Source organism: Rhodococcus aetherivorans, from assembly GCF_025722975.1.
Taxonomy (GTDB): Bacteria; Actinomycetota; Actinomycetes; order Mycobacteriales; family Mycobacteriaceae; genus Rhodococcus; species Rhodococcus aetherivorans.
Map to the genome: position 1 here is coordinate 1,198,374 of NZ_CP106982.1, position 23,810 is coordinate 1,222,183.

18 protein-coding genes are annotated in these 23,810 nt (G+C 72.5%); 11 read left to right on the forward strand and 7 right to left on the reverse strand.

Translation table 11 applies throughout. The annotated features are described in order from the left end of the window. Positions 1 to 25: 25 nt before the first annotated feature. From OCS65_RS05660 to OCS65_RS05675, 4 genes are all read right to left on the reverse strand, one after another. Entirely contained in the window at positions 26 to 403 is a 378-nt protein-coding gene (locus tag OCS65_RS05660; RefSeq protein WP_006941502.1) for a DUF3054 domain-containing protein, read from the reverse strand. Between the two features lie 79 nt (positions 404 to 482). Next, positions 483 to 1,037, reverse strand: coding sequence for a YceI family protein (locus tag OCS65_RS05665; RefSeq protein WP_006941512.1), 555 nt, complete (start codon positions 1,035 to 1,037; stop codon positions 483 to 485). Between the two features lie 112 nt (positions 1,038 to 1,149). After that, positions 1,150 to 2,283: a lysylphosphatidylglycerol synthase transmembrane domain-containing protein gene (locus OCS65_RS05670; RefSeq protein WP_185713098.1), complete on the reverse strand. Its 1,134-nt coding sequence runs from the start codon at positions 2,281 to 2,283 to the stop codon at positions 1,150 to 1,152. 69 nt (positions 2,284 to 2,352) lie between these two features. Beyond that, on the reverse strand, positions 2,353 to 3,825 hold the full coding sequence (locus OCS65_RS05675) for an adenylate/guanylate cyclase domain-containing protein (RefSeq protein ID WP_006941517.1): 1,473 nt from the start codon (positions 3,823 to 3,825) through the stop codon (positions 2,353 to 2,355). 168 nt (positions 3,826 to 3,993) lie between these two features. On the opposite strand from OCS65_RS05675, the gene macS reads away from it, so the two are divergent. The 7 genes from macS (at position 3,994) to OCS65_RS05710 (ending at position 14,452) form a co-directional block, all read left to right on the forward strand. Further along, positions 3,994 to 5,211, forward strand: a complete 1,218-nt coding sequence (gene macS, locus OCS65_RS05680; protein WP_006941518.1) for a MacS family sensor histidine kinase — start codon at positions 3,994 to 3,996, stop codon at positions 5,209 to 5,211. Between the two features lie 40 nt (positions 5,212 to 5,251). Continuing rightward, positions 5,252 to 5,881, forward strand: coding sequence for a response regulator (locus OCS65_RS05685; protein ID WP_050036440.1), 630 nt, complete (start codon positions 5,252 to 5,254; stop codon positions 5,879 to 5,881). A 120-nt stretch (positions 5,882 to 6,001) separates the two neighbouring features. Beyond that, on the forward strand, positions 6,002 to 8,887 hold the full coding sequence (locus OCS65_RS05690) for an AfsR/SARP family transcriptional regulator (RefSeq protein ID WP_232334150.1): 2,886 nt from the start codon (positions 6,002 to 6,004) through the stop codon (positions 8,885 to 8,887). A gap of 53 nt (positions 8,888 to 8,940) precedes the next feature. Continuing rightward, positions 8,941 to 10,350 carry an FAD-binding oxidoreductase gene (locus tag OCS65_RS05695; RefSeq protein WP_050035922.1) on the forward strand — a complete coding sequence of 470 codons (1,410 nt, stop codon included), beginning with the start codon at positions 8,941 to 8,943 and terminating at the stop codon, positions 10,348 to 10,350. A 100-nt stretch (positions 10,351 to 10,450) separates the two neighbouring features. Beyond that, a complete protein-coding gene (locus OCS65_RS05700) occupies positions 10,451 to 11,095 on the forward strand; it encodes a DUF1707 SHOCT-like domain-containing protein (RefSeq protein WP_043802811.1) in 645 nt (214 codons plus the stop codon). A gap of 116 nt (positions 11,096 to 11,211) precedes the next feature. Further along, positions 11,212 to 12,498 (forward strand): VWA domain-containing protein, encoded by a 1,287-nt coding sequence (locus OCS65_RS05705; RefSeq protein WP_263509126.1) that lies wholly within the window; start codon positions 11,212 to 11,214, stop codon positions 12,496 to 12,498. 106 nt (positions 12,499 to 12,604) lie between these two features. Beyond that, positions 12,605 to 14,452: a DUF2339 domain-containing protein gene (locus OCS65_RS05710; RefSeq protein WP_263509128.1), complete on the forward strand. Its 1,848-nt coding sequence runs from the start codon at positions 12,605 to 12,607 to the stop codon at positions 14,450 to 14,452. 9 nt (positions 14,453 to 14,461) lie between these two features. Here OCS65_RS05710 and OCS65_RS05715 read toward each other — a convergent pair whose 3' ends face one another. The 3 genes from OCS65_RS05715 to trmB are packed head-to-tail and all read right to left on the reverse strand — an operon-like array spanning position 14,462 to position 19,023. Beyond that, positions 14,462 to 17,578 (reverse strand): MMPL family transporter, encoded by a 3,117-nt coding sequence (locus OCS65_RS05715; RefSeq protein ID WP_263509130.1) that lies wholly within the window; start codon positions 17,576 to 17,578, stop codon positions 14,462 to 14,464. A 9-nt stretch (positions 17,579 to 17,587) separates the two neighbouring features. Next, the gene (locus tag OCS65_RS05720; protein WP_006940232.1) at positions 17,588 to 18,280 is read right to left on the reverse strand and encodes an NYN domain-containing protein; all 693 of its coding nucleotides are present in this window, start codon (positions 18,278 to 18,280) and stop codon (positions 17,588 to 17,590) included. Further along, positions 18,277 to 19,023: a tRNA (guanosine(46)-N7)-methyltransferase TrmB gene (gene trmB, locus OCS65_RS05725; RefSeq protein ID WP_029546125.1), complete on the reverse strand. Its 747-nt coding sequence runs from the start codon at positions 19,021 to 19,023 to the stop codon at positions 18,277 to 18,279. Before trmB ends, OCS65_RS05720 begins: the two co-directional genes overlap by 4 nt. A 154-nt stretch (positions 19,024 to 19,177) precedes the next feature. Between trmB and OCS65_RS05730 the strand changes: the two genes are divergently transcribed. The 4 genes from OCS65_RS05730 (at position 19,178) to OCS65_RS05745 (ending at position 23,745) form a co-directional block, all read left to right on the forward strand. Next, complete coding sequence (locus OCS65_RS05730) at positions 19,178 to 19,822, forward strand: hypothetical protein (RefSeq protein ID WP_263509132.1); 645 nt, start codon at positions 19,178 to 19,180, stop codon at positions 19,820 to 19,822. Beyond that, positions 19,819 to 21,276, forward strand: coding sequence for a coiled-coil domain-containing protein (locus OCS65_RS05735; protein WP_185713094.1), 1,458 nt, complete (start codon positions 19,819 to 19,821; stop codon positions 21,274 to 21,276). The genes OCS65_RS05730 and OCS65_RS05735 overlap by 4 nt, the downstream gene beginning before the upstream one ends. A gap of 10 nt (positions 21,277 to 21,286) precedes the next feature. Then, the gene (locus OCS65_RS05740) at positions 21,287 to 21,637 is read left to right on the forward strand and encodes a DUF6802 family protein (protein WP_006940234.1); all 351 of its coding nucleotides are present in this window, start codon (positions 21,287 to 21,289) and stop codon (positions 21,635 to 21,637) included. A 278-nt stretch (positions 21,638 to 21,915) separates the two neighbouring features. Continuing rightward, positions 21,916 to 23,745: a phosphoenolpyruvate carboxykinase (GTP) gene (locus OCS65_RS05745; RefSeq protein WP_263509135.1), complete on the forward strand. Its 1,830-nt coding sequence runs from the start codon at positions 21,916 to 21,918 to the stop codon at positions 23,743 to 23,745. The last annotated feature ends 65 nt before the right edge of the window (positions 23,746 to 23,810 follow it).

Sequence of the window (23,810 nt, forward strand, 5' to 3'; positions counted from 1 at the left end):
GAGGGTCACCTCCGCGCGGCCGGGGTCAGGCGGCGTCGACGCGGCGCCGCAGCCACAGCCCGGCGAGCAGGCGCCAGCCGAGCAGGAACACGCCCAGCACGATGGACGCGACGACGATGAACGAACCGGCTGTGCCCTGGCCCGTGATCACGCGCAGCAGCATCCCGACGACCACGGTGGACACCCATGCGATCACGCCGGTCGGCACGACCAGCCACGGATCGAACTTCTCCTTGTAGAGGGCCGCCGTCGCGAGCCATCCGACGGTGAGGCCGCCGAGGAACGGCCACGCGGTGTTCGCCAGTCCCGCCAGCGTCAGCCCCTCGTCGTGACTTGCGCGCCCGAGGGCGGCGAACACGATGACCAGGACGACGTCGAGCAGGGCCGGTGCGTACTTCTTCACGTCGTCCAGCGTAGGTCGCCGACGAAAGCGAGCGCCCTCCGGGACGGAGAGCGCTCGCGTGTCGTGCGGGTGCGGCGGATCAGGCCTGCAGACCGGCCTCGATCTCGAGGTTGATGGTGATCTTGTCGCCGACGACGGCGCCGCCGCCCTCGAGCGGCATGTCGATCGAGATGCCGAAGTCCTTGCGGTTGAGGACGGTGGTGGCCTCGAAGCCCGCGACCGGGCCCTGGCCCATGCCCGGGTTCACGCCGTTGAACTCCAGCTTCAGCTCGACCGGCTTGGTGACGCCGTGCAGGGTGAACTCACCGTCGACGACGTAGTCGCTGCCGGCGGCGCGCACGCCGGTGGACTTGAACGTCGCGGTGGGGAACTGCTCGGCGTCGAAGAAGTCTGCGGAGCGGATGTGGGCGTCGCGGTCGGCGTTCTTGGTGTCGATGGACGTGACCTGGATCTCGGCGGCGACGGCGGGGGTGCCGTCCTCGGCGACGGTGATCGCGCCGGAGAAGTCGTTGAACGTGCCGCGCACCTTGCTCACGACGAGGTGGCGGACGGTGAAGCCCACGGTGGAGTGGACCGAGTCGATGGCCCAGGTGCCGGCGGTGAGTCCGGGGAAGGTGGTGGTAGCGGTCGTCATGGGATTCCTCCGAGTCGAGTTTTGGTTGAAGTTTCAACCTTCGATGTACTCAACGATCGCATCGAATGATTGATTCCGCAACTACTTCGGATGTGAGGTGGAACACACTTCGTCACTCCGGCAGGGCGGTGCCCTCGCTCGCGGCCCGTCCGCGCCGTCGCTCGAGCACCGAACGGGCGTGTTCCTCGCGTTCGAGATCGGCGTCGATGTGCTCGTCGTGCTGGCTCGACCGGAACTTGGCGGCCACCACCGTCCAGCCGACCAGCGCGACCAGGAGGAAGCTGACGCCCCGGTACACGAACACGGCTGCCAGGGCCTGCGAGGCGCTCATCCCCGCCGCGGTGAGGGTCGCGATCAGCGTGCCGTCGACGAACCCCAGCCCGCCCGGCGCCAGGGGGATGCTCCCCACCGCCTTGGCCGCCGCGAACGCGATCAGCAGGCCCGGCAGCGACGGCTCACCGCCCACCGCCCAGCACGCGAACCCCAGGCACGCGACGTCGAAGACCCGGTGCACGGCCGACCAGCAGATCGTCGCGAGCCCGTCGCGGCGACCCAGGTGCACCGCCTCGATCTGCCCGAGGATCTGCTCGAACTTCTCCATCCCGGTGTCCGCCGGCTTGCGCAGCAGGCGGTTGACGCGGGCGAGGACCCATTCCCCGGCCGACTCGACGGACGACGGATGCCGGGAGGCGTACCGGACGGCGACGACCAGCGCGATCACGCCGGCGACCGACAGGACCAGCGTCACCGGGCTCACCCGTGTGCCCACCGCGAACGCCCCGCCCACGCCGACCGCCGCGAGCGTCACCGCCGCGATCACCCCCGAGACCGCCAGCTGCCACGACGCCACCACCGGCGTCGCACCCCAGCGTCGGGTCTGCTGGTAGGTGAACGCGGTGGAGAACACCGGACCGGCCGGCAGCGTCACCGCCATCGCCGTGCTCGCATAGATCACCGACGCCGAACGCAGGTGCCCGACGACGACCTCACCGGCCCGCAGCAGCCGCCGCTGCACCTCCGCGAAGCCGCTCAGCGACAGGGCCTGCGCGACGATGCACGCGGCGAGCCAGCCCCAGTGCAACTCGGTCAGGGCGCGCCAGGAGTCGCTGAGCGTCGGCCACAGGTAGATGCCCTCGACCACCAGCAGGGCCACGAGGGCGACGGCGAGCAGCCACTTCACCCACCCGAAGCGGCCCCGGCGCCGCGCGGCGTCGGGTGCGGGCGGGTCACGTCGGGGCTGCGCCACAGGATTCAGCGTAGCCAAGCCGGCCGGAGGGCGGATCGTCCTTTTCGTCGCCGGGGCCCCGGCCGTCCGTCACTCGTCGTGGCCCGAGTCCGGATACCGCACCGGCCAGGCGAGATGCGTCACCCGGCGCCGGCCGCGCAGCTGCACCTCGTCGCCGAGTTCCCAGTGGGCGCGTTCCTCGTCGTCGGCGAAGTACAGCGCGCTCGACGACGCGAGCACCCGGCTCGGACGCAGCTTCGCCAGCTCGGTCAGCCGCGACGCCTCGTTCACCGGATCGCCGATGACGGTGTACTCGAACCGCTCGGCCGCGCCGATGTTGCCGGCCACCGCCAGCCCCGCCGAGACCCCGATGCCGATGTCGAGATCGGTGATCTCGTCCAGCGCGAACCGCAGTTCCCGGGCCGCCGCGAGCGCGGCGGTGGGCGCGTCGGGACGGTCCAGCGGAGCACCGAAGATGGCCAGCGCCGCGTCGCCCATGAACTTGTTGACGAAACCGTGGTGCCGGTCCACGACGTCCACCACCACCCGGAAGAACTCGTTGAGCAGCTCGACGACCTCGCCGGGCGGGCGTTCGGCCGCCGTCGCCGTCGAGCCCACCATGTCCACGAACAGCACCGCGACGTAGCGGGTCTCCCCGCCGAGCTCGGTGCCGTACTGGAGGGCGCGGCGCGCCACGTCCTCGCCGACGTGCTGACCGAACAGCTGCCGCAGCCGCCGCCGCTCGTCGGACTCGGCCATCATCCGGTTGAAGCCGACCTGCAGGCGCCCGATCTCGCTGCCGTCGAACACCTCGACCTGCACGTCCGTCGCGCCGCGCTGGACCCGTTCGATGGCCCAGCGCAGCTGCTTGACCGGATCGGAGAGCTGGGCGGCGGTGAGCGACGACAGCACCCCGGCCAGGCCGATCGCCATGATCGACAGCGCGAGGACCGCCCACGCCATCGCGTCCGGCGGGAACTCGACGTCGGTGGTCAGCTGGGTGACGCACAGCAGCGCGATGCCGCCGGCCGGCATCAGCGTGCCGAGACCCCACGTCATGGCGAGGCGGGTGCCGACGCCCGGCGCCAGGGTCCGGTCGAACTCCCCCTCGCTCAAGGCCCGCGCCGCGACCGGCCGCAGGATCCGTTCGCCCAGCATGTAGGTGAAGCCGAAGGTGCTCGTCGCGGCCATTGCGACGGTGATCGCCACCGCCACGGCGAGCTGCGGCATCTCCTCCGCGGTGAGGAACACGAACAGCACGCCGCCGAGGATCCACAGGATCAGGTGCACGATCGCCTGACGCAACGGCGCGTGCAGCGCCGACATCTGCTCGGATCGGGTGGGCGGGCCGCCGCGCAGCTGCCACCGCACCACCGACCGCAGCATCAGGGCCGCGGCCGTCAGGCTCACGATCCCCGCGAACACCAGATACACCGCGAACACCGCGAAGTTGCGGACCCGGTCCGCGATGATGTTCTCGTTCTCGGACAGCGGGATGCCGTAGCGGACGAACGCGAACACCAGCAGCGCGCCGAACAGGTTCGAGGCGCCCATCGAGGCCATATAGAGCGGCCAACGACTGCGCAACGTCGCCGCGACGGCTCGATAGGACCCCAACACGACATCAAATCAAACCACTGTGCCCACCGTCACAACGCGCCATGGTCGTGATCCGGGCGTTTCGGGCGGCTACTCTCAGCGCGATCACCGACCGGGAAAGGGAGCATCCACATGGTCCGGCGCCGAGCCGACGGCAGGCTGTCGCGCCGCGCCGCCGTGCCCGCCGAACCGTCCCCGCCCGCCCGGCGCCAGGTCGGCGCCGACCCCGATGCGCCGCTGTGGCGGGCCGCGCAGGTGTTCCGGCTCGTCACCGTCGTCTACGCCGTCAGCTCCCAGTTCTCCACCGTCGCCCACTACACGTCGCCGCGGCTCAGCTGGTTCTTCGTCGCCCTGCTGGCGGTGTGGTCCGGCGTGTCGGCGGTGCTGCTGGCGCAGGGGGTCGGGCAGCGCGCCGTGGTGGTCGGCATCGACCAGGTCGTCGCGGTCGCGCTCATGGGCGCGACGCGGCTCGTCGCCGGCCACGACTGGTACAGCGCCCACCAGACGCTGCCCACCACCCTGTGGGTCGCCAACGCCGTGCTGTCGGCCGCGATCCTGGGCGGTCCCGCCGCGGGAGTCGCGTCGGCGCTGGCGATGGCGACGGTCAGCGCCGTCGTCCGCGACCAGGTCAACCTCGACCTGTGGCGCGACGCGACCGCCCCCGTGCTCGTCGCGGTCGGCGTCGCGATGGGATTCGCCACCACCACCGCCCGGCGCGCCCACCGGCAGCTCGAACAGGCCGTGCGTGTGGCGGCCGCCACCGAGGAACGTGACCGGCTCGCCCGGGAGGTGCACGACGGGGTGCTGCAGGTGCTGGCCCTGGTGCGGCGCCGCGGCACCGCGCTCGGGGGCGAGGCCGCCGAACTCGCCCGCCTCGCCGGGGAACAGGAGGCGGCGCTGCGGATGCTCGTCTCCGAGCAGGGCACCCAGCTCGACCGGGGCGAGGAGCTCGTGGACCTGCGGGCGCTGCTGCGGGCGCAGGCCGGTGCCGGCGTCACCGTCTCCGCGCCCGCCGACCCGGTCCTGCTCGACCGCGTCCGCGCCGCGGAACTGGCGGCGATCGCCGCGACGGCCCTGACCAACACGACGCTGCACGCGGGCGCAGGGGCGAAGGCGTACGTGCTGGTCGAGGACCTCGGCGACGAGGTGATCCTCAGCATCCGCGACGACGGGGTGGGCATTGCGGACGGCCGTCTCGCCGAGGCCCGCGCCGAGGGCCGGATGGGCGTGTCGAAGTCGATCGTCGGCCGCGCGCAGTGGCTCGGTGGCGCCGCCGTGCTCGACAGCTCGCCCGGCCAGGGCACCGAATGGGAGATCCGGGTGCCGAGGAGAGGAGCACGAGGTGCGTGAGGGCAGCAACGCGGCGAACGGTGACGGGCCGATCACGGTGATGATCGTCGACGACCATCCGATGTGGCGCGACGGCGTCTCGCGGGACCTCGACGCGGCCGGCTTCCGCGTCGTCGCCACCGCCGACGGGGTCGGTGCGGCCGCGCGCCGGGCCGCGGCGGTGCAGCCGACCGTCGTGCTGATGGACATGTCGCTGCCCGACGGCACCGGCACCGAGGCCACCGTCGCCGTGCTCCGGGTCTCCCCGGCCAGCCGCGTGCTGGTGCTGTCCGCTTCCTCCGAACGCGACGACGTCCTCGGTGCGGTGAAGGCCGGCGCGTCCGGATACCTGGTCAAGAGCGCGTCGGCCGCGGAGCTGGTCGAGGCCGTGCGGGCGACCGCCGCCGGGCAGGCGGTGTTCACGCCCGGACTCGCCGGGCTGGTCCTCGGGGAGTACCGCCGCATGTCGTCGGCCGCCGACCGGCGCGCGCCCGCCCCGCCCACCCTCACCGAGCGCGAGACCGAGGTGCTGCGACTCGTCGCCAAGGGACTGTCGGCCAAGCAGATCGCCGCGCGGCTCACGCTCAGTCACCGCACGGTGGAGAACCACGTGCAGGCGACCCTGCGCAAGCTGCAGCTCGCCAACCGCGTGGAGCTCACCCGTTACGCGATCGAGCAGGGGCTGGACTAGCGCACCGGAGCCGCACCGGTCCTCTAGAATTCGACCGCTCCCGCAGTTCCGGTGCGGCGGTGGCGTGCTCGATCGAAAGGCGGAGCGATCGAAAGGCGGGGCGATCGAAAGGCGGGCGGGATGAGTTCCCCTGGCGTGGCGCTCGGCGTGCTGGGAGGCTTCGCCGCCACCGTCGACGGACGACCGATCGACCTCGGCGGCATCCGGCAGCGTGCCCTGCTCGCCGCCCTCGTCGTCGCGTTCCCGGGCGACGTCTCGGGGGAGCGGCTGCTCGAACAGGTCTGGCACGACGTCGACGACCCGAAGACGAGCTCGCTGCACTTCGCCGTCTCCAAGCTGCGCGACCGGCTCAGCCCGCAGCGACCGCGCGGGGACGAGGGGGTGATCGTCCGGGAGGGCTCGCGGTACCGGCTCGCCGTCGCCGCGGAGCAGATCGACGCCGTGCGGTTCGCCGACCTCGTCGCGCGCGGCGACCGGCTGCGCGAGCAGGGTGCCGCTCAGGCCGCGGCCGAGGCCTACGCGACCGCGTTGTCGTGCTGGCGGGGGTCGCCCTACGCCGACGTCGCCGACGCCGAGTTCGTGCGCCCCGAGGTCGCGCGGCTGACGGCGATCGAGTTGCGCACCCGCAAGGCCCTGCTGCAGATCCGGCTGGACCAGGGCGGCTCCGACGACGTCGTCGAGGCCGCCGAGCGGCTCGTCGCCGCGCATCCGCTCGACGAACGGGCCTGGGAACTGCTGGTCGTCGCCCTGTACCGGGCGGGCCGGCAGGCCGACGCCCTGGCGGCGCTGCGCCGCGTGCGCACCGTGCTCGACGGCGAACTCGGCATCGAGCCGGGCACCGGGCTGCGCGAACTCGAGACGGCGGTGCTGCGGCAGGACGACGTCCGGCTGCTCGGGACCGCCGGGGTCTCGCCGGGGCCCGCCGCCGCGCTGGGCACCCCGAGCGCGACCTCCAACGTGCCGTCGCCCCGCACCGCCCTCGTCGATCGGGCCCGTGAGCTCGCGGACGTCGGCGCGGCGCTGGCCGGGGAACGGTTGGTCACGCTCGTGGGGCCGGGCGGGGTCGGCAAGACGCGACTCGCGGTGGAGGTGTGCCGCAACGGCGGTGAACGTCCCGCCGACGGGCCGTGGTTCGTGGACCTGGCGGCCGTGCGGGCCGATGCGCTGGTGGCCGCGACGGTGGCGTCGGCCCTGCAGATCCTCGGCCCCGGGACCGTCGACCACCTGGCCACGGTGCTCGCCCCACGTGAGTGCGTCCTCGTGCTGGACAACTGTGAGCATCTGCTCGACGGTTCGGCGGAGCTGGTGACGGCGCTGCTCGAGCGCTGCCCCGGCGTGCGGATCCTGGCGACGAGCCGGGAGCCGCTCGGCCTCGACGGGGAGTGGGTCTACGAGGTGCCGCCGTTGGACGAGTGCGCCGCCGTCGAGTTGTTCGGCGTCCGGGCCGCCGGGGTGGTGCCGGGCTGGACGATCCACGACGAGGTGACCGAACCGGTGCGTCGCATCTGCACCGAGCTCGACGGGATCCCGCTCGGGATCGAGCTCGCGGCGGCGCAGCTGCGGGTGCTGTCCGAGCAGCAGATCGCCGAGGGGCTGAGCGACCGGTTCGCGCTGCTGCAGGGCGGCTCCCGCACCGCTCCGCCGCGGCAGCGGGGGCTGGCCGACGCGATCGAGTGGAGCTACCGGCTCCTCGACGACGAGCAGGCGCGGCTGCTGCGCGAGGTCGCGGTGTTCGCGGGCAGCTTCGACATCGAGGGTGCCGCCGCCGTGCACGGCAGCACGCCGCCGCTGAGCGTCCTGCCGCCGCTGACCGCCCTCGTGCGGCGCTCGCTGCTGCGGGTGGAGCCGTCGTCGTCGCCGCGGCGGTACTCGATGCTGCAGACCATCCGCGAGTTCGCCCTGGCCCGCGCGGACGCGGCCGAACGGGACCGGATGGCCGACGTGCACCGCCGGTTCGTGCTGCGGCGGGCCCTCGCGGCGGTGCCGCACCTGCGCGGCTCCCGGGCACGGCAGACCTTCGACGCCCTGACGGCGGACATCGCCGAGCACCGTGCCGCTGCGGCCTCCGCGCTGGCCGCCGGTGATCCCGTCTACGCGCTCGAACTCGCCGGGGCCCTCTATTGGTTCTGGTATCGGCGGGGGCACATCCGGGAAGGTCTGGAGCTGATATCGGCAGCCCTGGACGCGGTCGAGCGGACCGGTACCGCCGTCGCAGCGGCAACCCTGTCGTCGGCGCTGACCGGCCTGGGCGGGCTCACCTACCTGGCCGGGGACGCGGCCGGCGCGGCGGCCGTGCTGGGACGGTCCGCCGACGCCGCGGGGAGGGGCGGCGACGTCGTCACCGAGGCGTGGATGCGGTCCTGGTGGGCGTACTGCTCCGCGATCACGGGCCCGTCCGACGAGTTCCTGCACGCAGCGCACGAGAGTGCGGACGTCCTGCGCCGGGAAGGCGCCGTGTGGCAGCGCGCCGACGCCCTGCTCATCGAGGGCATGATCCTGCGCTTCCTCGGCGATCCGCAACGGGCGCATCAGGTGCTGCGCGAGGCGGTCGCGACAGCCGAACGTTGCGGCCACGGCTGGGCGGTCGGCTCGGCGTCGTGGACACTCATGCGCACGGCGATGGACGTCGGGGACACGGACGCGGCGCTCGACGCGGTCCGGGTGATGCAGCCGGTCCTCGAGGCCGAGCGGGACGTGACGTCGTGGCTGGTGCTCGTCCACAGCGCCGCGGCCCTGGTGGCCCGGCTCGGTACTCCGGACGTCGGCGCGATGCTCCTCGGGGCGGTCCGGGCGCTCGGCGGCCGCATCGGCTTCCTGCCCGAGGTGATGGATCCGGTCGACGGGCCGCGCGAGGCGGCGGTCGTCCGCGACGCGCTCGGTGACGCCGAGTTCGAGCGGTGCGCGAGCCTCGGCGCCGGCCTGGACCGGGACGAGGTGAGCGCGCTGCTGGCCCGGCTGTGCCGGACGGGGCACGTCGGTGCGCAGCCGGAGCTAAGCGGCAGCTAAGCGGTGGCGGTTGTCCTGGAAGGGACCGAGATCCGATCCTTCCGAGGAGCACCATGTCCCACCCGACGCCCCAGACCCTGGCCCCCACGTCCGTCGTCGACCTGCTTCGGACCGCCGTCGCCGGTGTCGTACACGCCCCCGAGGACGAGGGCTATCGGCTGTCCGCCACCGGCTTCAACCTCGCCACCGTCCACCGCAGCGCCGCCGTCGTGGTCGCCTCGAGTGCCGCCGACGTCGCCGCGGCGGTCCGGATCGCGGCCGAGAACGGGCTGACCGTCGCGGTGCAGGCCACCGGCCACGGCGCCGCCCCCGCGCCGGAGAACAGCATCCTGGTCGACACCGCCCTCCTCGACGGGGTGAGCATCAACCGCGCCGAGCGCACCGCCACCGTCGAGGCCGGGGTCCGCTGGCAGCAGGTGCTCGACGCCGCGGCCCCGCACGGGCTGGCGCCGCTGGCCGGCTCGGCACCGGGCGTCGGGGTGGTCGGGTACACGCTCGGCGGCGGGCTCGGCCCGATCGCCCGCACCCACGGGTTTGCCGCCGACCGGGTCCTGCGGATGGAGGTCGTCACCGCCGACGGGCAGCTGCGGCGGGTCACCCCCGACGACGAACCCGACCTGTTCTGGGCCCTGCTCGGCGGCGGCGCGGCATTCGGGATCGTCACCCAGATGACGTTCGAACTCCTGCCCATCCAGACCCTGGACGGCGGCGGCCTCTTCTACGACATCGCCGACGCCCCGGCCGTGCTGCGCCGCTGGCGGGACTGGATCTCCGCGGCGCCGACCTCGGTGTCCAGCTCGCTGGCCATCGTCAACTTCCCGCCGCTCCCGGAACTGCCCGAGCCGCTGCGCGGCCGCACCGCCGTGCACGTGCGGTTCGCGCACGTCGACGACGCCGAGGACGCCGGCGCCCTGCTCGCCCCGCTGCGCGCGGTGGCCACCCCGGTCCTCGACACCGTGACCGAGATCGTCTACCCCGCCCTTGGTTCGATCCACGCCGACCCCACCGACCCGATGCCAGGCATGGAGCGCTCGGCGCTGCTGCGGGAGCTGCCGGACGCCGCCCTCGACGCCCTGCTCGCCGTCGCGGGTCCCGCCGGCGCGCTGCCGATCGCGCTCGCCGAGGTCCGGGCCATGGGCGGCGCGCTCGGTGTGCCGCCCGAGACCCCCAACGCCGTCGCGGGCCGCGACGCCGCGTTCACCCTGTTCACCGTCGGGGTGCTGGTGCCGCCCATCGCCGACGCGGTGCCCGGAGCGCTCGAGACCGTCGTCGGGGCGATGGCGCCGTGGGCCACCGGCGGTGCGCTGATGAACTTCGCGGGCGGCGTGGACGGGCCCCCGGCCGCCCGGGTGGCGAACGCGTGGACCCCCGCCCAGCGGACCCGGCTCGCCGAGATCCGCGCGGCATACGATCCCAGCGGCGTCTTCGCGCCCGCCGCGCGATGGGCGGCAACGGCGATCTGAGCCGACCGCATCCGTCCATCCCTCGGCTCCACGACCGTCGGGCCGGCGCGCCAGCGCCTACCCTGATGATCCCGGCGCGCCAGCGCCTACCCTGATGATCATGGAGTCGAGGGATCTGCGTGTCTCGGACGCCGAGCGCGAACACGTCGGGACGCTGCTGCAGCGCGCGGTCGGGCAGGGGATGCTGTCGCTGGGCGAGTTCACCGAGCGGATGGACACGGCGCTGGCCGCCAGAACCCGCGGAGAACTGAACGCCGTGCTCGTCGACCTGCCCGGAATGCAGGTGCGGCCCGAGTACCTGCCACATCCGATGCAGCCCACCCCCGCCCCGGCGCCGCCGATGGCCGGGCCGGTGCCCCCCGCCCCGCCCTCGCATCTGCAGACACCCACCATCCGCGGCCGGTTGTCCAACCTCAGCCGCAAGGGGCGGTGGGAAGTGCCACCGGTGCTGCGGCTCGACACCCTGATGTCCTCGGTGACCCTCGACTTCACCGAGGCCGTCATGCGCACCCAGGTGGTGCGGATCCAGGTCGAGGACTACCTCAGCTCCATCACCCTGATCGTTCCCGCCGAAGCCACGGCCGACATCAACGGCCTCGACACCGTCGCCGCGAGCGCCGAGTCGAAGGTGCGCAACGGGCCCCCGTTCGGCCCGCTGCATCTGATCGTCGGCGGCACCGTCCGCCTCGGTTCCGTCAACGTCAAGCACCCGCTGGGCACGACGCTGCGCAAGCTGCTGGGCTAGCCGGCCGGCGGTCCTCGAGGAGCGTCGGGCCTGTCGGTCGGTGGAGGCGCACCCGTGTCGGTCCCAATGCGTGTTGGTGCGACGAAAGGAAGCGGCCCGCCCGGGCCGGAACGCTTATGGCAGAGCTTGCGCGTGGCGAGAACACCACCATCCCCTCGGGGCCGGTGACGGTCGCGGTGGCAGGTGCCCGGCAGGGCACGGTCGATCTGATGGTGTTCCAACTCGGCGCCGACCAGCGTGTCCGTAGCGACGCCGATTTCGTGTTCTTCAACCAGCCGGCCTCCCCGGAGGGCGCGGTCCGGTTGGTCGCGGCCGACCGGATCGGTGTCGATCTGGCCGCGATACCCGCGGGGATCGAGCGGCTGTCGGTCGCGGTCGCCCTCAACGACAGTGTGCCGGGCAGCTTGTCCGCCGTCCCCGGTCTGGGCGTGCAGATTGCCCACCCGGCGGGCGAGACGACGGCGCCCGCGTTGGGGTTGAGCACCGAGCGGGCGGCGGTCCTGCTCGAGATCTATCGCCGCAACGGCGCGTGGAAGCTTCGCAACGTCTCCGCCGGGTGGGACACGGGCCTGTCGGCGCTGGTGGTCCACCATGGGGTGCAGGTCGACGATCAACCCGCCAGTGCCGAACCTGCCGCGGTGGCCCCGCCGCCTGCGGTCGTGGACAGCGCTGGTGTCCGCACCGTCGCCGGCGAAGCGAAACTCTCGTTGGAGAAGCGGCAGAGGCTGGACCTGCGCAAGCGGGAAGTCGCCAAGGTGCTGCTGGACAAGGGCGCGGCCGGGGTGCGGGCCCGGGTCGTCCTGGTGATCGACAAGACCGGCAGCATGCACCGCGAGTACACCAGCGCACGCATCCATCAGGTCGTCGAGAGGATGGTGCCGATCGCGGTGCAGGTCGACGACGACGGCACCCTCGAGCCGTACCTGTATGCGGTCTCGTTCGCCCGGCTGCCGGACATCGCCGTCCACGATGTCGAGTCCTGGTGCGCGACGTATCTGCATCTCGGTGGGGTGCACGGGGGCATCGACTACGAACAGATCGGTGGCTACAACGACGAGCTGCCGGTGATGGGGGAGATCATCTCCACCCTCACCGCGGGGGCGTCGATGCCGACGCTGGTGCTGTTCTTCACCGACGGCGGCTTCCACAAGAAGGGCCCGATCACCGCGTTGATGAAGAAGGCATCCGGTCTGCCCGCCTTCTGGCAGTTCGTCGGCCTCGGCAAGGCGAACTACGGCGTGCTCGAAAAACTCGACACCATGAGAGGGCGGGTGGTCGACAACGCCGGGTTCTTCAGCGTCGACGACATCTCCCAGGTCAGCGATGCCGAACTCTATCGGCGCCTGCTGGGTGAGTTTCCCGACTGGCTGCGCGCGGCGCGCGCCGCGCGCATCGTGGGCTGAACTGCGACGGGGTCCGCACCAACACTACGATGAGGGCGGTGCACAAGCCCGCATGTCCGGTAGTGATACTCATGCCCGCGGGCGCCGCTCCGCGGACCATGTAGGGATGAGTACGCCGACCCCGCCCGGCCTCGATCCGCGGCTCGTCGCCCAGCTGTCCGGCGAGTGCTACGCGCTCGAACAGCACCTGTACGCCGTCGGCGCGCACGTCGCACATCTGCGGGCCCAGCTCGACCGCCTCGTCGTCGCGCCGGCCCCGGCGCCCGTGCCACCCATGTCGCGGGCCCCGGCGCCACCACCGCCGCCGGTCCCGTCCGTCGCCCCGCCGCGGCCGCCGGCGCCTGCGCGGGAACCGTGGTGGCAGCGCGACGGCGTGATCAGCCGTCTGCTCGCCGTCGCCGGGGTGGCGGTCACCCTCATCGGCGTGGTGATGCTGCTCGTGCTCGCCGCGCAGGCCGGTGTCTTCGGTCCCGTGCCCCGCGTCGTCTCCGGTGCGGTGCTGTCGGCCGCGCTGGTGGCCGCCGGGATCCGGGTACACCGCCGCGACGGCGGACGCGTCGGCGGTGCCGCCCTGGCCGCGACCGGTTTCGCGGGCGGCTACCTGGTGGTCTTCGCCGCGACCGCCTACTACCGGTGGGTGCCGGCGGTCGTCGGTCTGGCCGCCGCGCTCGTCGTCGCCGGCGCCGGGGTCGCGCTCGCGGTGCGCTGGTCGGACCGGATTCTGGCCGTGCTGCTCGTGCTCGGGGCCGCGCTGCTCGCGCCCACCCTGTCGGACGGTGATCCGTTGCTGCTGCTCGGCTTCCTGCTGGTGCTGCTCGTCGCGAGTTTTCCGGCCCAGTGGCACCGCAACTGGGCGCTGCTGCATCTCGCGCGGGTCGTGCCGATCGCCGCGGTCCTGCTGGTGTCGATCGCCGGGGCCGAGCTTGCCGAGCGGGGCGAGCTCGCCTGGCTGGTCGGCTTCTCGGTGGCGGTCGCCGCATTCGTCGCCGGCACCGCGGTGCTGTTGCTGCGCCGGGAGCCGGGCGACGTCGTCGCCGCGGTGTGCCTGGCGGTGGCGGCGCTGCCGCTGCTCGCCGTCGGGTTGCGGCTGGACCGGTGGCCCGCCGTCGCGCTCGAGGGCACGGCCGCCGCCGGGTACCTCGTGCTGTTCGCCCTCGTCGGGCCCCGGTCGCGTCCGCTGCGGGTGGCGTCCGTCGCGGTGGCGGCGTTGGCGCTGCTGCACGCGTGCCTCGCGGGCGCGAGCCCCGACGCGGCTGCCACGGTGCTGCTCGCGGTCGCCGCCGGGTATGCCGGTGCGGCCGCGTCGATGCGGTCGCGCCTGCTGTACGTCGCCGGCCTCGGCTTCTGGGTGCTCGGAGGAGCGATGTTCTACGACGGCGCCGAACTCGAGAACCTCACCGACCGGGAGCTGGCCGTGGACCGCCTCGACGCGGCCACGCTCGTCACGGCCGTCCTGCTCGCCGCGGTGACGCTGCTGCTCGCGTGGACGGCGACGCGACTGCGGCTCGTCCGCGAACGCGGTGTCCCGTGGATGTGGAGCGGTGCGGCACTCGTGGTGCTGTATGCGGTGACCACGGCATTGGTGACCGCGGGCGTCCTCCTGGGCGGTGCGGACGCCGGATTCGTCGCCGGGCACACCGCGGCGACCATCTGCTGGATGGTCGCGGCGACCGCGATGCTGGCGCTCGGCCTCGCCCGCACCGAGTACGCGCACGCCGCGCTGGCCGCGGGGCTGTCGCTGACCGGCGCCGCGCTGGCGAAGCTCTTTCTGTTCGACCTCGCTGCCCTCGAGGGGGTGTGGCGGGTCGTCGCCTTCATCGTGGTGGGCCTGCTGCTGCTCGCCGCCGGTACCCGGTACGCCAAGGCGTTCGCCGGACGCTCCGCCGCCCCGGAGACCGGCTCCGGCCGGGAGACCGGATCTGGCTCGGCGGAGCCGGGGCCCGGCGAGGACTGACCCGCTCGGTCAGCGGCGGCGCTGCCGCGCGATGAGTTCACTCACGCTGATCGACTGGCTGTTCTCGGCACCGCCGTGCCGGCCGCGCTGCGAATCCTGCGCGTCGGTCTCCGGCCGGTTCGCCGGGGCGTCGTCGGCCCTGCCGGCGGGGGCGCTGTCCTGCGCCGGAGGCGTCGTCGACGGCCGGTCGCCCGTGACCGGCTGATCCGCCGTCCGCGGGTTGGCCCGTCGCAGCTGCGAGAGCCAGTTCTCGATTGCCTGCGGGTCCCGGGTGGGCGCGCCGGACGAGCGCGGCTGCGGCTGAACCTGCGGCCGCACGTACGTCTGGGTCACCGGGGGCGGCACGTCGCCGCGCTGCCGGCGGGGCAGCGGTGGTGTGGCGGGCGGGGAGGACCGCTGGTCCTGCACGGGCGGGACCTGGCCCGGCACTTCTCGCGGGGGCTGGGACGGTGTCTGCTGCGACGGCGCCTGCTGCGGGCGGGGGCGCTGGGGCAGGGGACCCTGCGCCTGCGGTTGCGGGGCCGGTGGCCGCTCGGTGCGCGGTTGCTGCGGCTCGGGTGCCGGCGGGCGGGGACGGTCCTGCGGGGGAGCGGGCCGATTCGGCGCCGGGATCCGGCCCGACGGATTCTGCGCTGCCGGCGCCGGCTGCTGTGGCCGTGCCCCGGGAGCCGCCGGGGTCGCCCCGGCCGGACGACGCCGGGGCGGCCGGTCCCGGTCCTCCGGTGCCCGTGCCGGTGGCTCGGCCGGGCGCGGGGCGCGTGGCGGGGCCGACCGGCGCGGTGGCGGCTGCAGGTCGCGGACGCGCCGCTGCTCGGCGGCCGAGCGGGGTGCGGCGATCTTCGGCAGCGGCTGCGTCATCGGATCGTCCGTGGCGACGCCGGCGACGGTGGGCAGGCGGTGCGACCCGGTGGCCGCGACGGTCGCCGGACCGAACATGCCGACCGTGATCAGCTCCGGCACATCCTGCGGCATGAGCTCGTTGTCGAGGATCGGCTCCGCGAGCCCGATCCTGGCCTGGATCCGCTTCATCCACGCCGGTGCCCACCAGCAGTCGTCGCCGAGCAGTTTCATCGTCGCCGGCACGAGCAGCATGCGGATCACCGTGGCGTCGATGATCAGGGCCGCGATCATGCCGTAGGCGATGTACTTCATCATCACCAGTTCGGAGAAGCCGAAGGCGCCGGTGACGACGATCAGGATCAGCGCCGCGGCCGTGATGATGCGGCCGGTGTGCGCCGTGCCGATCCGGATGGATTCGGTGGTGCTCGCCCCCTGCGAGCGGGCCTCGACCATGCGGGAGAGCAAGAAGACCTCGTAGTCGGTGGACAGGCCGTAGATGATCGCGATGATCAGCACGAGCACCGGCGACATGATGGGACCGGGCGTGAAGTTCAGCGGCCCGGCCCCGTGACCGTCGATGAAGATCCACGTCAGGATGCCGAGGGTGGAGCCGAGGCCCAGCGCACTCATCAGCGCCGCCTTGATCGGCAGCACCAGCGACCCGAACGCCAGGAACATCAGCAGGGTCGTGAGCACGACGACCACCGTCACCATCAGCGGCAGCGTGTTCATCAGCGCGGCGATCGAATCCTGTTCGATCGCCGGTGTGCCGCCGACGAGCACCTCCACGCCGTCGGGCCACTGCGCCGCATGCAGGTAGTCGATGGTCTCGGCGGAGTTGTTGCGGTCCTCGAGCCCGGCCTTGACGACGCGGACGCCGTCCCGGGCGGGACCCTCGATGGTGAACTTCTCCACCAGGCCGGGGGCCGCGCTGGCCGTCTGGATGATCTCGTTGAGGTCGCCGCCCTCGGCGCCGCGGACGACGATGCGCACCGGCTCCGCGCGCTGGCCGGGGAACAGTTCGTCGAACTGTTCCTGGGCGAGCCGCGTCGGATGGTCGGGCGGCAGGTAGGTCTCGTTGATGCCGCCGAACTTGATGCCGGTCAGCGGCACGATGAGCAGCAGCAGGCCGATCACCGTGGGGATGGTGACCTTGAGCGGGTTGCGCATCACCCACCGGGTGATCCGTCCCCAGATGCTGTTCTCGACCTGCTCGTTGGACTGGATCTGCCCGAACCGGGACCAGCCCCACTTGTCGATGTTCCGGCCGAGGATGGCGAGCATGGCGGGCAGCAGCGTGATCGAGGTGATCGCCGCCAACGTCACCGTCGCGATCGCGCCGTACGCGACGGACTTGAGGAAGCCCTGCGGGAACAGCAGCAGGCCGCCGAGGCTGGTGACGACCATCGTGGCGGAGAACACCACGGTGCGCCCGGCCGTCATCACCGTGCGGCGCACGGCGGCGGACGCGGCGTAGCCCTCGGCGAGTTCCTCGCGGAACCGGGACACCATGAACAGGCCGTAGTCGATCGCCAGGCCCAGGCCGATCAGCGAGACCACGGGCGCGACGAACGAGTTGACCTCGGTGAAGTTCGTGATGAGCCGCACGATGCCGTTCGCGGCGACGACCGTCAGGCCGCCGGTGATCAGCGGCATCGCGGCCGCGATCACGCCGCCGAAGACGAAGAACAGCAGGATTCCGACCGCCGGGATGGCGAGGAGCTCCATGCGCTTGATGTCCTGCGCCATCGTGTCGTTGAGGGCGCCGGAGATCGGTTGCAGGCCGGCGAGCTGCACGTCGACCCCGTCGATGAGGAACTCGTCCTTCACGTCACGGAAGTTGTTGGTCAGCTCGGTGTCGTTGTCGCCCGCGATGGCGACCGACGCCACGGCGTGCTGCCGCGACTGGTCCGCCAGCGCCGGCACCGCCGGGGCGCCGTTCGTCGGCCAGTACGCACCGTTGATCTTCAGGATCTGATCCGGATGGTCCGCGACCAGCGAGTTGAGACTGTCCTTGACCTTCGCCGCGAACTCCGGATCGTCGACCGTCCTGCCCTCCGGCGCCGTGTACAACGCCAGGACGTCGCCGTTCGTGTCGCGGCCGAAGGTGCCGTCGGCCAGCTTCGCCGCAGCGACGGACTCCGAGCCGGGATCGTCCCAGCCGCTCTGACTGAGATGATCGTTCAGGCTCGCGCCGTACCCGGCGAGCCCGAGCAGACCGGCCACCATCACCGCGATGACGGTGAAGCGCGCACGGTGGACGAGCTCTCCCCAGCGGTCGAACACGAAACTCTCCTATTCGGCCACGCTCTTGCGGCCCACGAGCAGGGCGGACAGCGGTCGGAACGGCTGCAACCAGGCGCCCTCGTCGGGCAGCGAGTCCAGGCTCACGCGTGGCAGCGGCTCACGGAACACCCCCGGGATGTCCTCGAGGTCGACGAAGTCGAGCACCTCGGACGTGACCGCCCAGCTGGCGTGCTCGCGGAAACCGAGGACCTGCACCGCCACGCCGGTCGCGGCGATCTCCTCGAGCGGTTCCCGGAACGCCTGCCCGTCGGCGGAGGCGACCATCACCCCCGCCAGACCCTCACTGCGTCGCAGCGCGATGTGCCGCAACATGTCGGAGTCTACGTCGCTGTCCTCGTCGATCTTCGGCTTGGCGAACACCGCGAAGCCGACGTTGCGCAACGCCTCGACCCACGGGCGCACGACGTCGGCGCTGCCCGGCGCGATGTTCGTGAACACCGTCGCCTCGGGGTCGAGGGTGGCCGTCGTGGTGCGCGAGAGCTCGGACGTGCGGCCGAGCAGCCACCGTCCGAGCGCGTCGAACCGCGGCCGGTAGGCGGCGGTGGGCCGGCCGCCCAGGATGGCACCGAGACCCATGTCCAGGTTCGGCGCGTCCCACACGAGCAGCACCCGCTCGTGCCGCTCGGTGCCGTCCGTCGTGGGGGCCGCGGACACGTCGGACAGTTCTTCGTGGACGCTCATGCCCTGATCTTCCCCCAGACCAGCTCCGTGATGCTGCTGCCCACCCGCTGCGCCTTGTCCTCGAACTTCGTGACGGGGCGCTCGTGGCTGATGGGGGACTCCCAGTCGAGCGTCGTCAGCAACGGCTCGGCGTTGCCCGCCTCGGCGATGGCCTCGGCGTACTCGGCGTGGTCCGTCGCGACGTGCAGCACGCCGCCCGGCTGCAGCCGGCTCGCGATCAGGGCGAACGTCGGCGGCTGCAGCAGGCGGCGCTTGTGGTGGCGGGCCTTGGGCCACGGGTCCGGGAAGAACACCCGCACCCCGGTCAGCGACTCGGGGGCCACCATGTGCTCGAGTACCTCGACCGCGTCGCCGCGCAGGATCCGCAGGTTCCGGATCGGCGTGTCGGTGTCGTAGGTCCGTTCGATCTGCTGCAGCGTCTGCGCGATGCCGGGCTTGTAGACCTCGACGGCGATGAGGTTCACGTGCGGTTCGGTCCGGGCCATCGTCACCGCGGCCGTTCCGGTGCCGGAGCCGATCTCCAGGACGACCGGCGCCGAGCGGCCGAACCAGGCGTCGACGTCGAGCCGGTCGTCGCCGACGTCGCGGCCCAGCTCGGGCCAGCAGCGGTCCCACGACTCCTGCTGCGGGAGCGTCAGCGCGCCCCGCCGCGAGCGGAAACTCGTCACCCGCGGGTACAGACGGTTTCCTCGGGTCGGGCGCTGCTCCAGCGTCTCGGTCGTGTCCAGATCGGCGTCGTTCACCCGACCATTGTCGCGTATCGAGAGGGTGTGTGGCAGGAGGGACTGAAGTGACCACAGTGTTTTCTCAGGGTGCCGGGTTTTCTCAGGGTGCCCCCGGGCCGCTGCCGTCGACGGCAGCCTCTGCCAGAATCGGCGGCGACACACGGGGGTGGTCATGGTGGGGGATGCGGGGACCGCGTACGCGCGGTGGCGGCAGATCGTCGAGGACATCGGCCGGTTCGACGCCCGGGCCGGCCGACAGGTGCAGCGCGCCCTCGAGCGGCACGACGCCCCGCTGCGGGTGCAGATCGCCGGTCGCGGCGGCGCCGTCCGTCCCGCGCTCCGCGCAGCCGTCGAGGCGGCGGTCGCGGCGTCGGCACTGGTCGACACCGTGGAGCTCGACTCGCCGGACCGGCCCGAACCGGTCCTCGATGCGGATGTCGTCCTCCTCGTGCTCGCGGCGCGGGTCCACCCCGCCGATCTGGCGGCACTCGTCCGCCCCGCCGATCCGGCGGCGCTCGTCCGCTCCGCCGATCCGGCGGCGCTCGTCACACGCGACGACGAACGCCTCGTCGTCGTGCTCGATCGGACCGAAAGACTCGAGGATGCCGGGGCCGCGTTCGCCCGCGCGGCCGCGCACGTGCGACGGCCGGTCCTCACGCCCGGCTCCGGGCCGGCGGCGGTCGTCGAACGACTCGGTTCCGCGCGCCGCCGTCGCGACGCCGTGCTCGCCCGCGACCTGGCGGGCATCGGTGCCGGCCCGCGGGCCCGCGACGTCATCGAGGCCGCCCTCGACGACCTCACCGGATCGTCGCGGTGATCCCGCCCGACGTCGGCGACGTCGTGCGCCGCTGGAACCCGGAGGGATGGGCGCGGCTGCACGCCACGTCGGACCCGCCGCGGATCCGGGTGGCCGGGGTCGACGGCTGCGGCCGCGGGGCGCTCGTCGACGAGCTCACCGCGCTCGGCCCGGCCGTCGACTACGTCCATGACGGTCCCGCGACCGTCGTGCTGATGGTGTTCGAGGCGTCGGCCCACCTCGGCCGGACCGAACTCGCCGTCCTCGAGTCCGCCGGGCGCGGCAGCGGCCGCGTGGTGTGCGCGCTCACCGGAACCGACGTGCACCCGGACTGGCGGGTGGTGCACGAGCGGGACGTCGCGCTGCTGCAACGGCACGCACCCTGGCTCGGTCCGGTGACATTGCTGCCCGTCGGGACGTCGCTCGCCGCCCGCGCCCGTGCTGTCGGCGGCGACGCGGGAGCGGTGCTGCGGCTCGAATCCGGGATCGTCGACCTGCACGAGGCGCTCACGGCGGCGCTGGTCCCGGGTCCGCATGCGGGCCGGGCCCTGCGCAGCGCCGTCGTCGCCGAGACCCGCCACCTCGTGGTGCAGGCGATCGCTGCCCTGCGCGCCGGCGACGACACGGGGGCCCTGCGCGCCGAACGGGCGCGGTGGAGCCTGCGGGCCACCACTCCCGCCGACGACGGAGGGCTCCGCGCCGAGCTGCAACGGGCCCGCATCGACACCGCGCAGGCCGTCGCGGCGGCCGTGCGCGCGGCGTCCGCCGAATTTCGCGACGCGATCGAGACGGTGGACCCGGCGCACGTGCCGCACCTGCTCGACGACGTGGTCCGCGACCTGCACGCCCGGGTCGGCACGGTCGTCACCGAGCGGCTGGCCCGGATCGGACCGGGTGACCCGGAGCCGGCCGGCCCGGCCACCGTGCCCCCGCGGTCCGCGCCGCCGTCCCCGCGACGTCCCGTGGAGGACCGCCTCACCGTGCTGATCGGCGCGTCGGCCGGGGCGGGGCTGGGACGCGTCGCGGTGTCCCCGCTGTCCCTGGTGCCCACGCTCGAGCTGGCGACGGTACCGCTGAGCCTGCTGCTCGGCGCGGCGGCGGCGTGGTGGCTGGTGCGGGTGCGGCGACGGCTCGCCGAACGGGACCGGATGCGCAGGTGGGCGCTCGAGGAACTCGTCGAGGTGCGCGCCGAGCTCGAGGCCGTCGCGCTCGAGCGCATCGTCGACGCGGAGGCCCGGCTCGGGTCCGCGCTCGCCGTCGCGCGCACCGCCCGGCTCGCCACGGCGCGCGACCGCATCGCCGCCCTCGACGACGAGCTGAGACGTCGCGCCGAGGACCGTGCCGGGCAGCTGGCGGCGTGCGAGCGCGATCTCGCCGTGCTCGCCCGGGCGGGAACCCCCGGCCGGTCGGGCGCGTCCAACAGGACGACAGCGTCCGGTGGGACGACAGCGTCCGATGGTGTGACACGGCAGTGAGGAGCGCGCGATGGTGGACGGATTCGCCGGCACCGACGACGAGGTGTGGGAGCCCGACGTGCCCGTCCCGGGACGTCCCGCGTTCGGCCCGGGGCTGGCCCCCGCGCTGCTCGACCCGGCCGGACCGGGCGCGCTGCCGCCGGCCGTGGACGTCGACGGCGACGGGCTGCTCGACACCGTCACGTTCGCCACCGCGGACGCACTCGTCGTCGCATCGGACACCGACGCCGACGGGTGGTTCGACCGGGTCACCGAACTCGGCGACGACGGGCGGTTCGGGGTGTGGCAGTTCCGGCGCGACGTCGACGGTGCGGAGCACTGGACCCGGATTGACGAAGGTCACCTCGATCGAGGAAAGTGAGGCAAATCGCCCGTGCCCCGGGCGTGCGAGGCGGGTACTGTGTTCGCCCTCTGAATCGTTTCTGTGACATTTCCGACCGGCCCCGATTGCCATCACCCCGAAGTCCGGCGTTAACCTCTATGAATAGGACATCCGGCGCCCGCCTCGTCCGTTCGGCCACGGAGGAAGCGGGTGGTACCCCTGCCGAGAGGGGGAGTCCGGGTCCGCCGCTGGTCCCTGGGACGGTTCGTCGCAGGTCGGGGGAGGGATCCGGTTCCGGCGCACCCCAGGAGAGTTTGATGACCTCAGTGACCATTCCCGGTCTGAACGGCACCGATGGCAAGCCCCCGACCCAGCACGCCGAGCTGCTCGCATGGGTACAGGAGGTCGCCGAACTCACTCAGCCCGACCGGGTCGTCTGGGCCGACGGGTCCGACGCGGAATGGGACCGGCTGACCACCCAGCTGGTCGAGGCCGGGACCTTCACCCGCCTCAACGACGAGAAGAAGCCCAATTCCTTCCTGGGCAACTCCGACCCGTCGGACGTCGCGCGCGTCGAGTCGCGCACTTTCATCTGCTCGCGCAACGAGGTCGATGCCGGACCGACCAACAACTGGATGGATCCGGCCGAGATGCGGGCGACCATGACCGAGCTGTACCGCGGCAGCATGCGCGGGCGCACCCTCTACGTGGTGCCGTTCTGCATGGGCCCGCTCGGCGCGGACGACCCGAAGCTCGGCGTCGAGATCACCGACTCGGAGTACGTCGTCGTCTCCATGCGCATCATGACCCGCATGGGTACCGCGGCCCTGGAGAAGCTGGGCACCGACAAGCCGTTCGTCAAGGCCCTGCACTCGGTGGGTGCGCCGCTCGAGCCCGGCCAGAAGGACGTGCCGTGGCCGTGCAACGACACCAAGTACATCACCCACTTCCCGGAGGACCGGGAGATCTGGAGCTACGGCTCCGGCTACGGCGGCAACGCCCTGCTCGGCAAGAAGTGCTACTCGTTGCGTATCGCTTCGGCCATGGCGCACGACGAGGGCTGGCTCGCCGAGCACATGCTGATCCTCAAGCTGATCTCGCCGGAGGACAAGGCCTACTACGTGGCGGCCGCGTTCCCGAGTGCCTGCGGCAAGACCAACCTCGCGATGATCCAGCCGACCATCCCGGGCTGGCGCGCCGAGACCCTCGGCGACGACATCGCCTGGATGCGTTTCGGTGAGGACGGCCGGCTGTATGCGGTGAACCCGGAGTACGGCTTCTTCGGCGTCGCCCCCGGCACCAACCACGGCTCCAACCCCAACGCCATGAAGACGATGGAGGCCGGCAACACGCTGTACACCAACGTCGCGCAGACCGACGACGGCGACGTGTGGTGGGAGGGCCTGGAAGGCAATCCCGAGCACCTCATCGATTGGAAGGGCAACGACTGGACTCCCGAGTCCGGCACCCCGGCCGCGCACCCGAACTCGCGCTACTGCACGCCGATGTCGCAGTGCCCGATCCTCGCCCCCGAGTGGGACGATCCGCAGGGTGTGCCGATCTCCGCGATCCTGTTCGGCGGTCGTCGCAAGACGACTGTGCCGCTGGTGAGCGAGTCCCTCGACTGGCAGCACGGCACCTTCCTCGGCGCGACGCTGTCGTCCGAGCAGACCGCCGCCGCCGAGGGCAAGGTCGGCACCGTCCGTCGCGACCCCATGGCGATGCTGCCGTTCATCGGTTACAACGCCGGCGACTACCTGAACCACTGGATCAACATCGGCAAGTCCGCGGATGCGGACAAGCTGCCGAAGATCTTCTACGTCAACTGGTTCCGTCGCGGCGACGACGGCCGCTTCCTGTGGCCGGGCTTCGGTGAGAACTCCCGTGTGCTCAAGTGGATCGTCGACCGCATCGAGCACCGGGCCGGCGCCCAGACCACGCCGATCGGCTTCGTGCCGACCGCCGCGGAACTCGACCTCGAGGGCCTCGACGTCGACCGCGACGACGTCGACGAGGCGCTGAAGGTCGACGTGGCGGAGTGGAAGGAAGAGCTGCCCCTCATCGAGGAGTGGTTCGAGTTCCTCGGCGAGAAGGTGCCCTCCGGCATCCGCGACGAGTTCGAGGCCCTGAAGCAGCGCCTCGCCTGACGCCTTGATCGACCGAATGTCACATCGGATCGCTTGTATCGATCCGATGTGACATTCGGCGTTTC

Coding starts and splice junctions, on each gene's coding strand:
- OCS65_RS05665 (WP_006941512.1), bottom strand. CDS start 1,037: ATGACGACCGCTACCACCACCTTCCCCGGACTCACCGCCGGCACCTGG.
- OCS65_RS05675 (WP_006941517.1), bottom strand. CDS start 3,825: ATGGCCTCGATGGGCGCCTCGAACCTGTTCGGCGCGCTGCTGGTGTTC.
- macS (WP_006941518.1), top strand. CDS start 3,994: ATGGTCCGGCGCCGAGCCGACGGCAGGCTGTCGCGCCGCGCCGCCGTG.
- OCS65_RS05685 (WP_050036440.1), top strand. CDS start 5,252: ATGATCGTCGACGACCATCCGATGTGGCGCGACGGCGTCTCGCGGGAC.
- OCS65_RS05690 (WP_232334150.1), top strand. CDS start 6,002: ATGAGTTCCCCTGGCGTGGCGCTCGGCGTGCTGGGAGGCTTCGCCGCC.
- OCS65_RS05695 (WP_050035922.1), top strand. CDS start 8,941: ATGTCCCACCCGACGCCCCAGACCCTGGCCCCCACGTCCGTCGTCGAC.
- OCS65_RS05700 (WP_043802811.1), top strand. CDS start 10,451: ATGGAGTCGAGGGATCTGCGTGTCTCGGACGCCGAGCGCGAACACGTC.
- OCS65_RS05705 (WP_263509126.1), top strand. CDS start 11,212: ATGGCAGAGCTTGCGCGTGGCGAGAACACCACCATCCCCTCGGGGCCG.
- OCS65_RS05710 (WP_263509128.1), top strand. CDS start 12,605: ATGAGTACGCCGACCCCGCCCGGCCTCGATCCGCGGCTCGTCGCCCAG.
- OCS65_RS05720 (WP_006940232.1), bottom strand. CDS start 18,280: ATGAGCGTCCACGAAGAACTGTCCGACGTGTCCGCGGCCCCCACGACG.
- OCS65_RS05730 (WP_263509132.1), top strand. CDS start 19,178: ATGGTGGGGGATGCGGGGACCGCGTACGCGCGGTGGCGGCAGATCGTC.
- OCS65_RS05740 (WP_006940234.1), top strand. CDS start 21,287: ATGGTGGACGGATTCGCCGGCACCGACGACGAGGTGTGGGAGCCCGAC.
- OCS65_RS05745 (WP_263509135.1), top strand. CDS start 21,916: ATGACCTCAGTGACCATTCCCGGTCTGAACGGCACCGATGGCAAGCCC.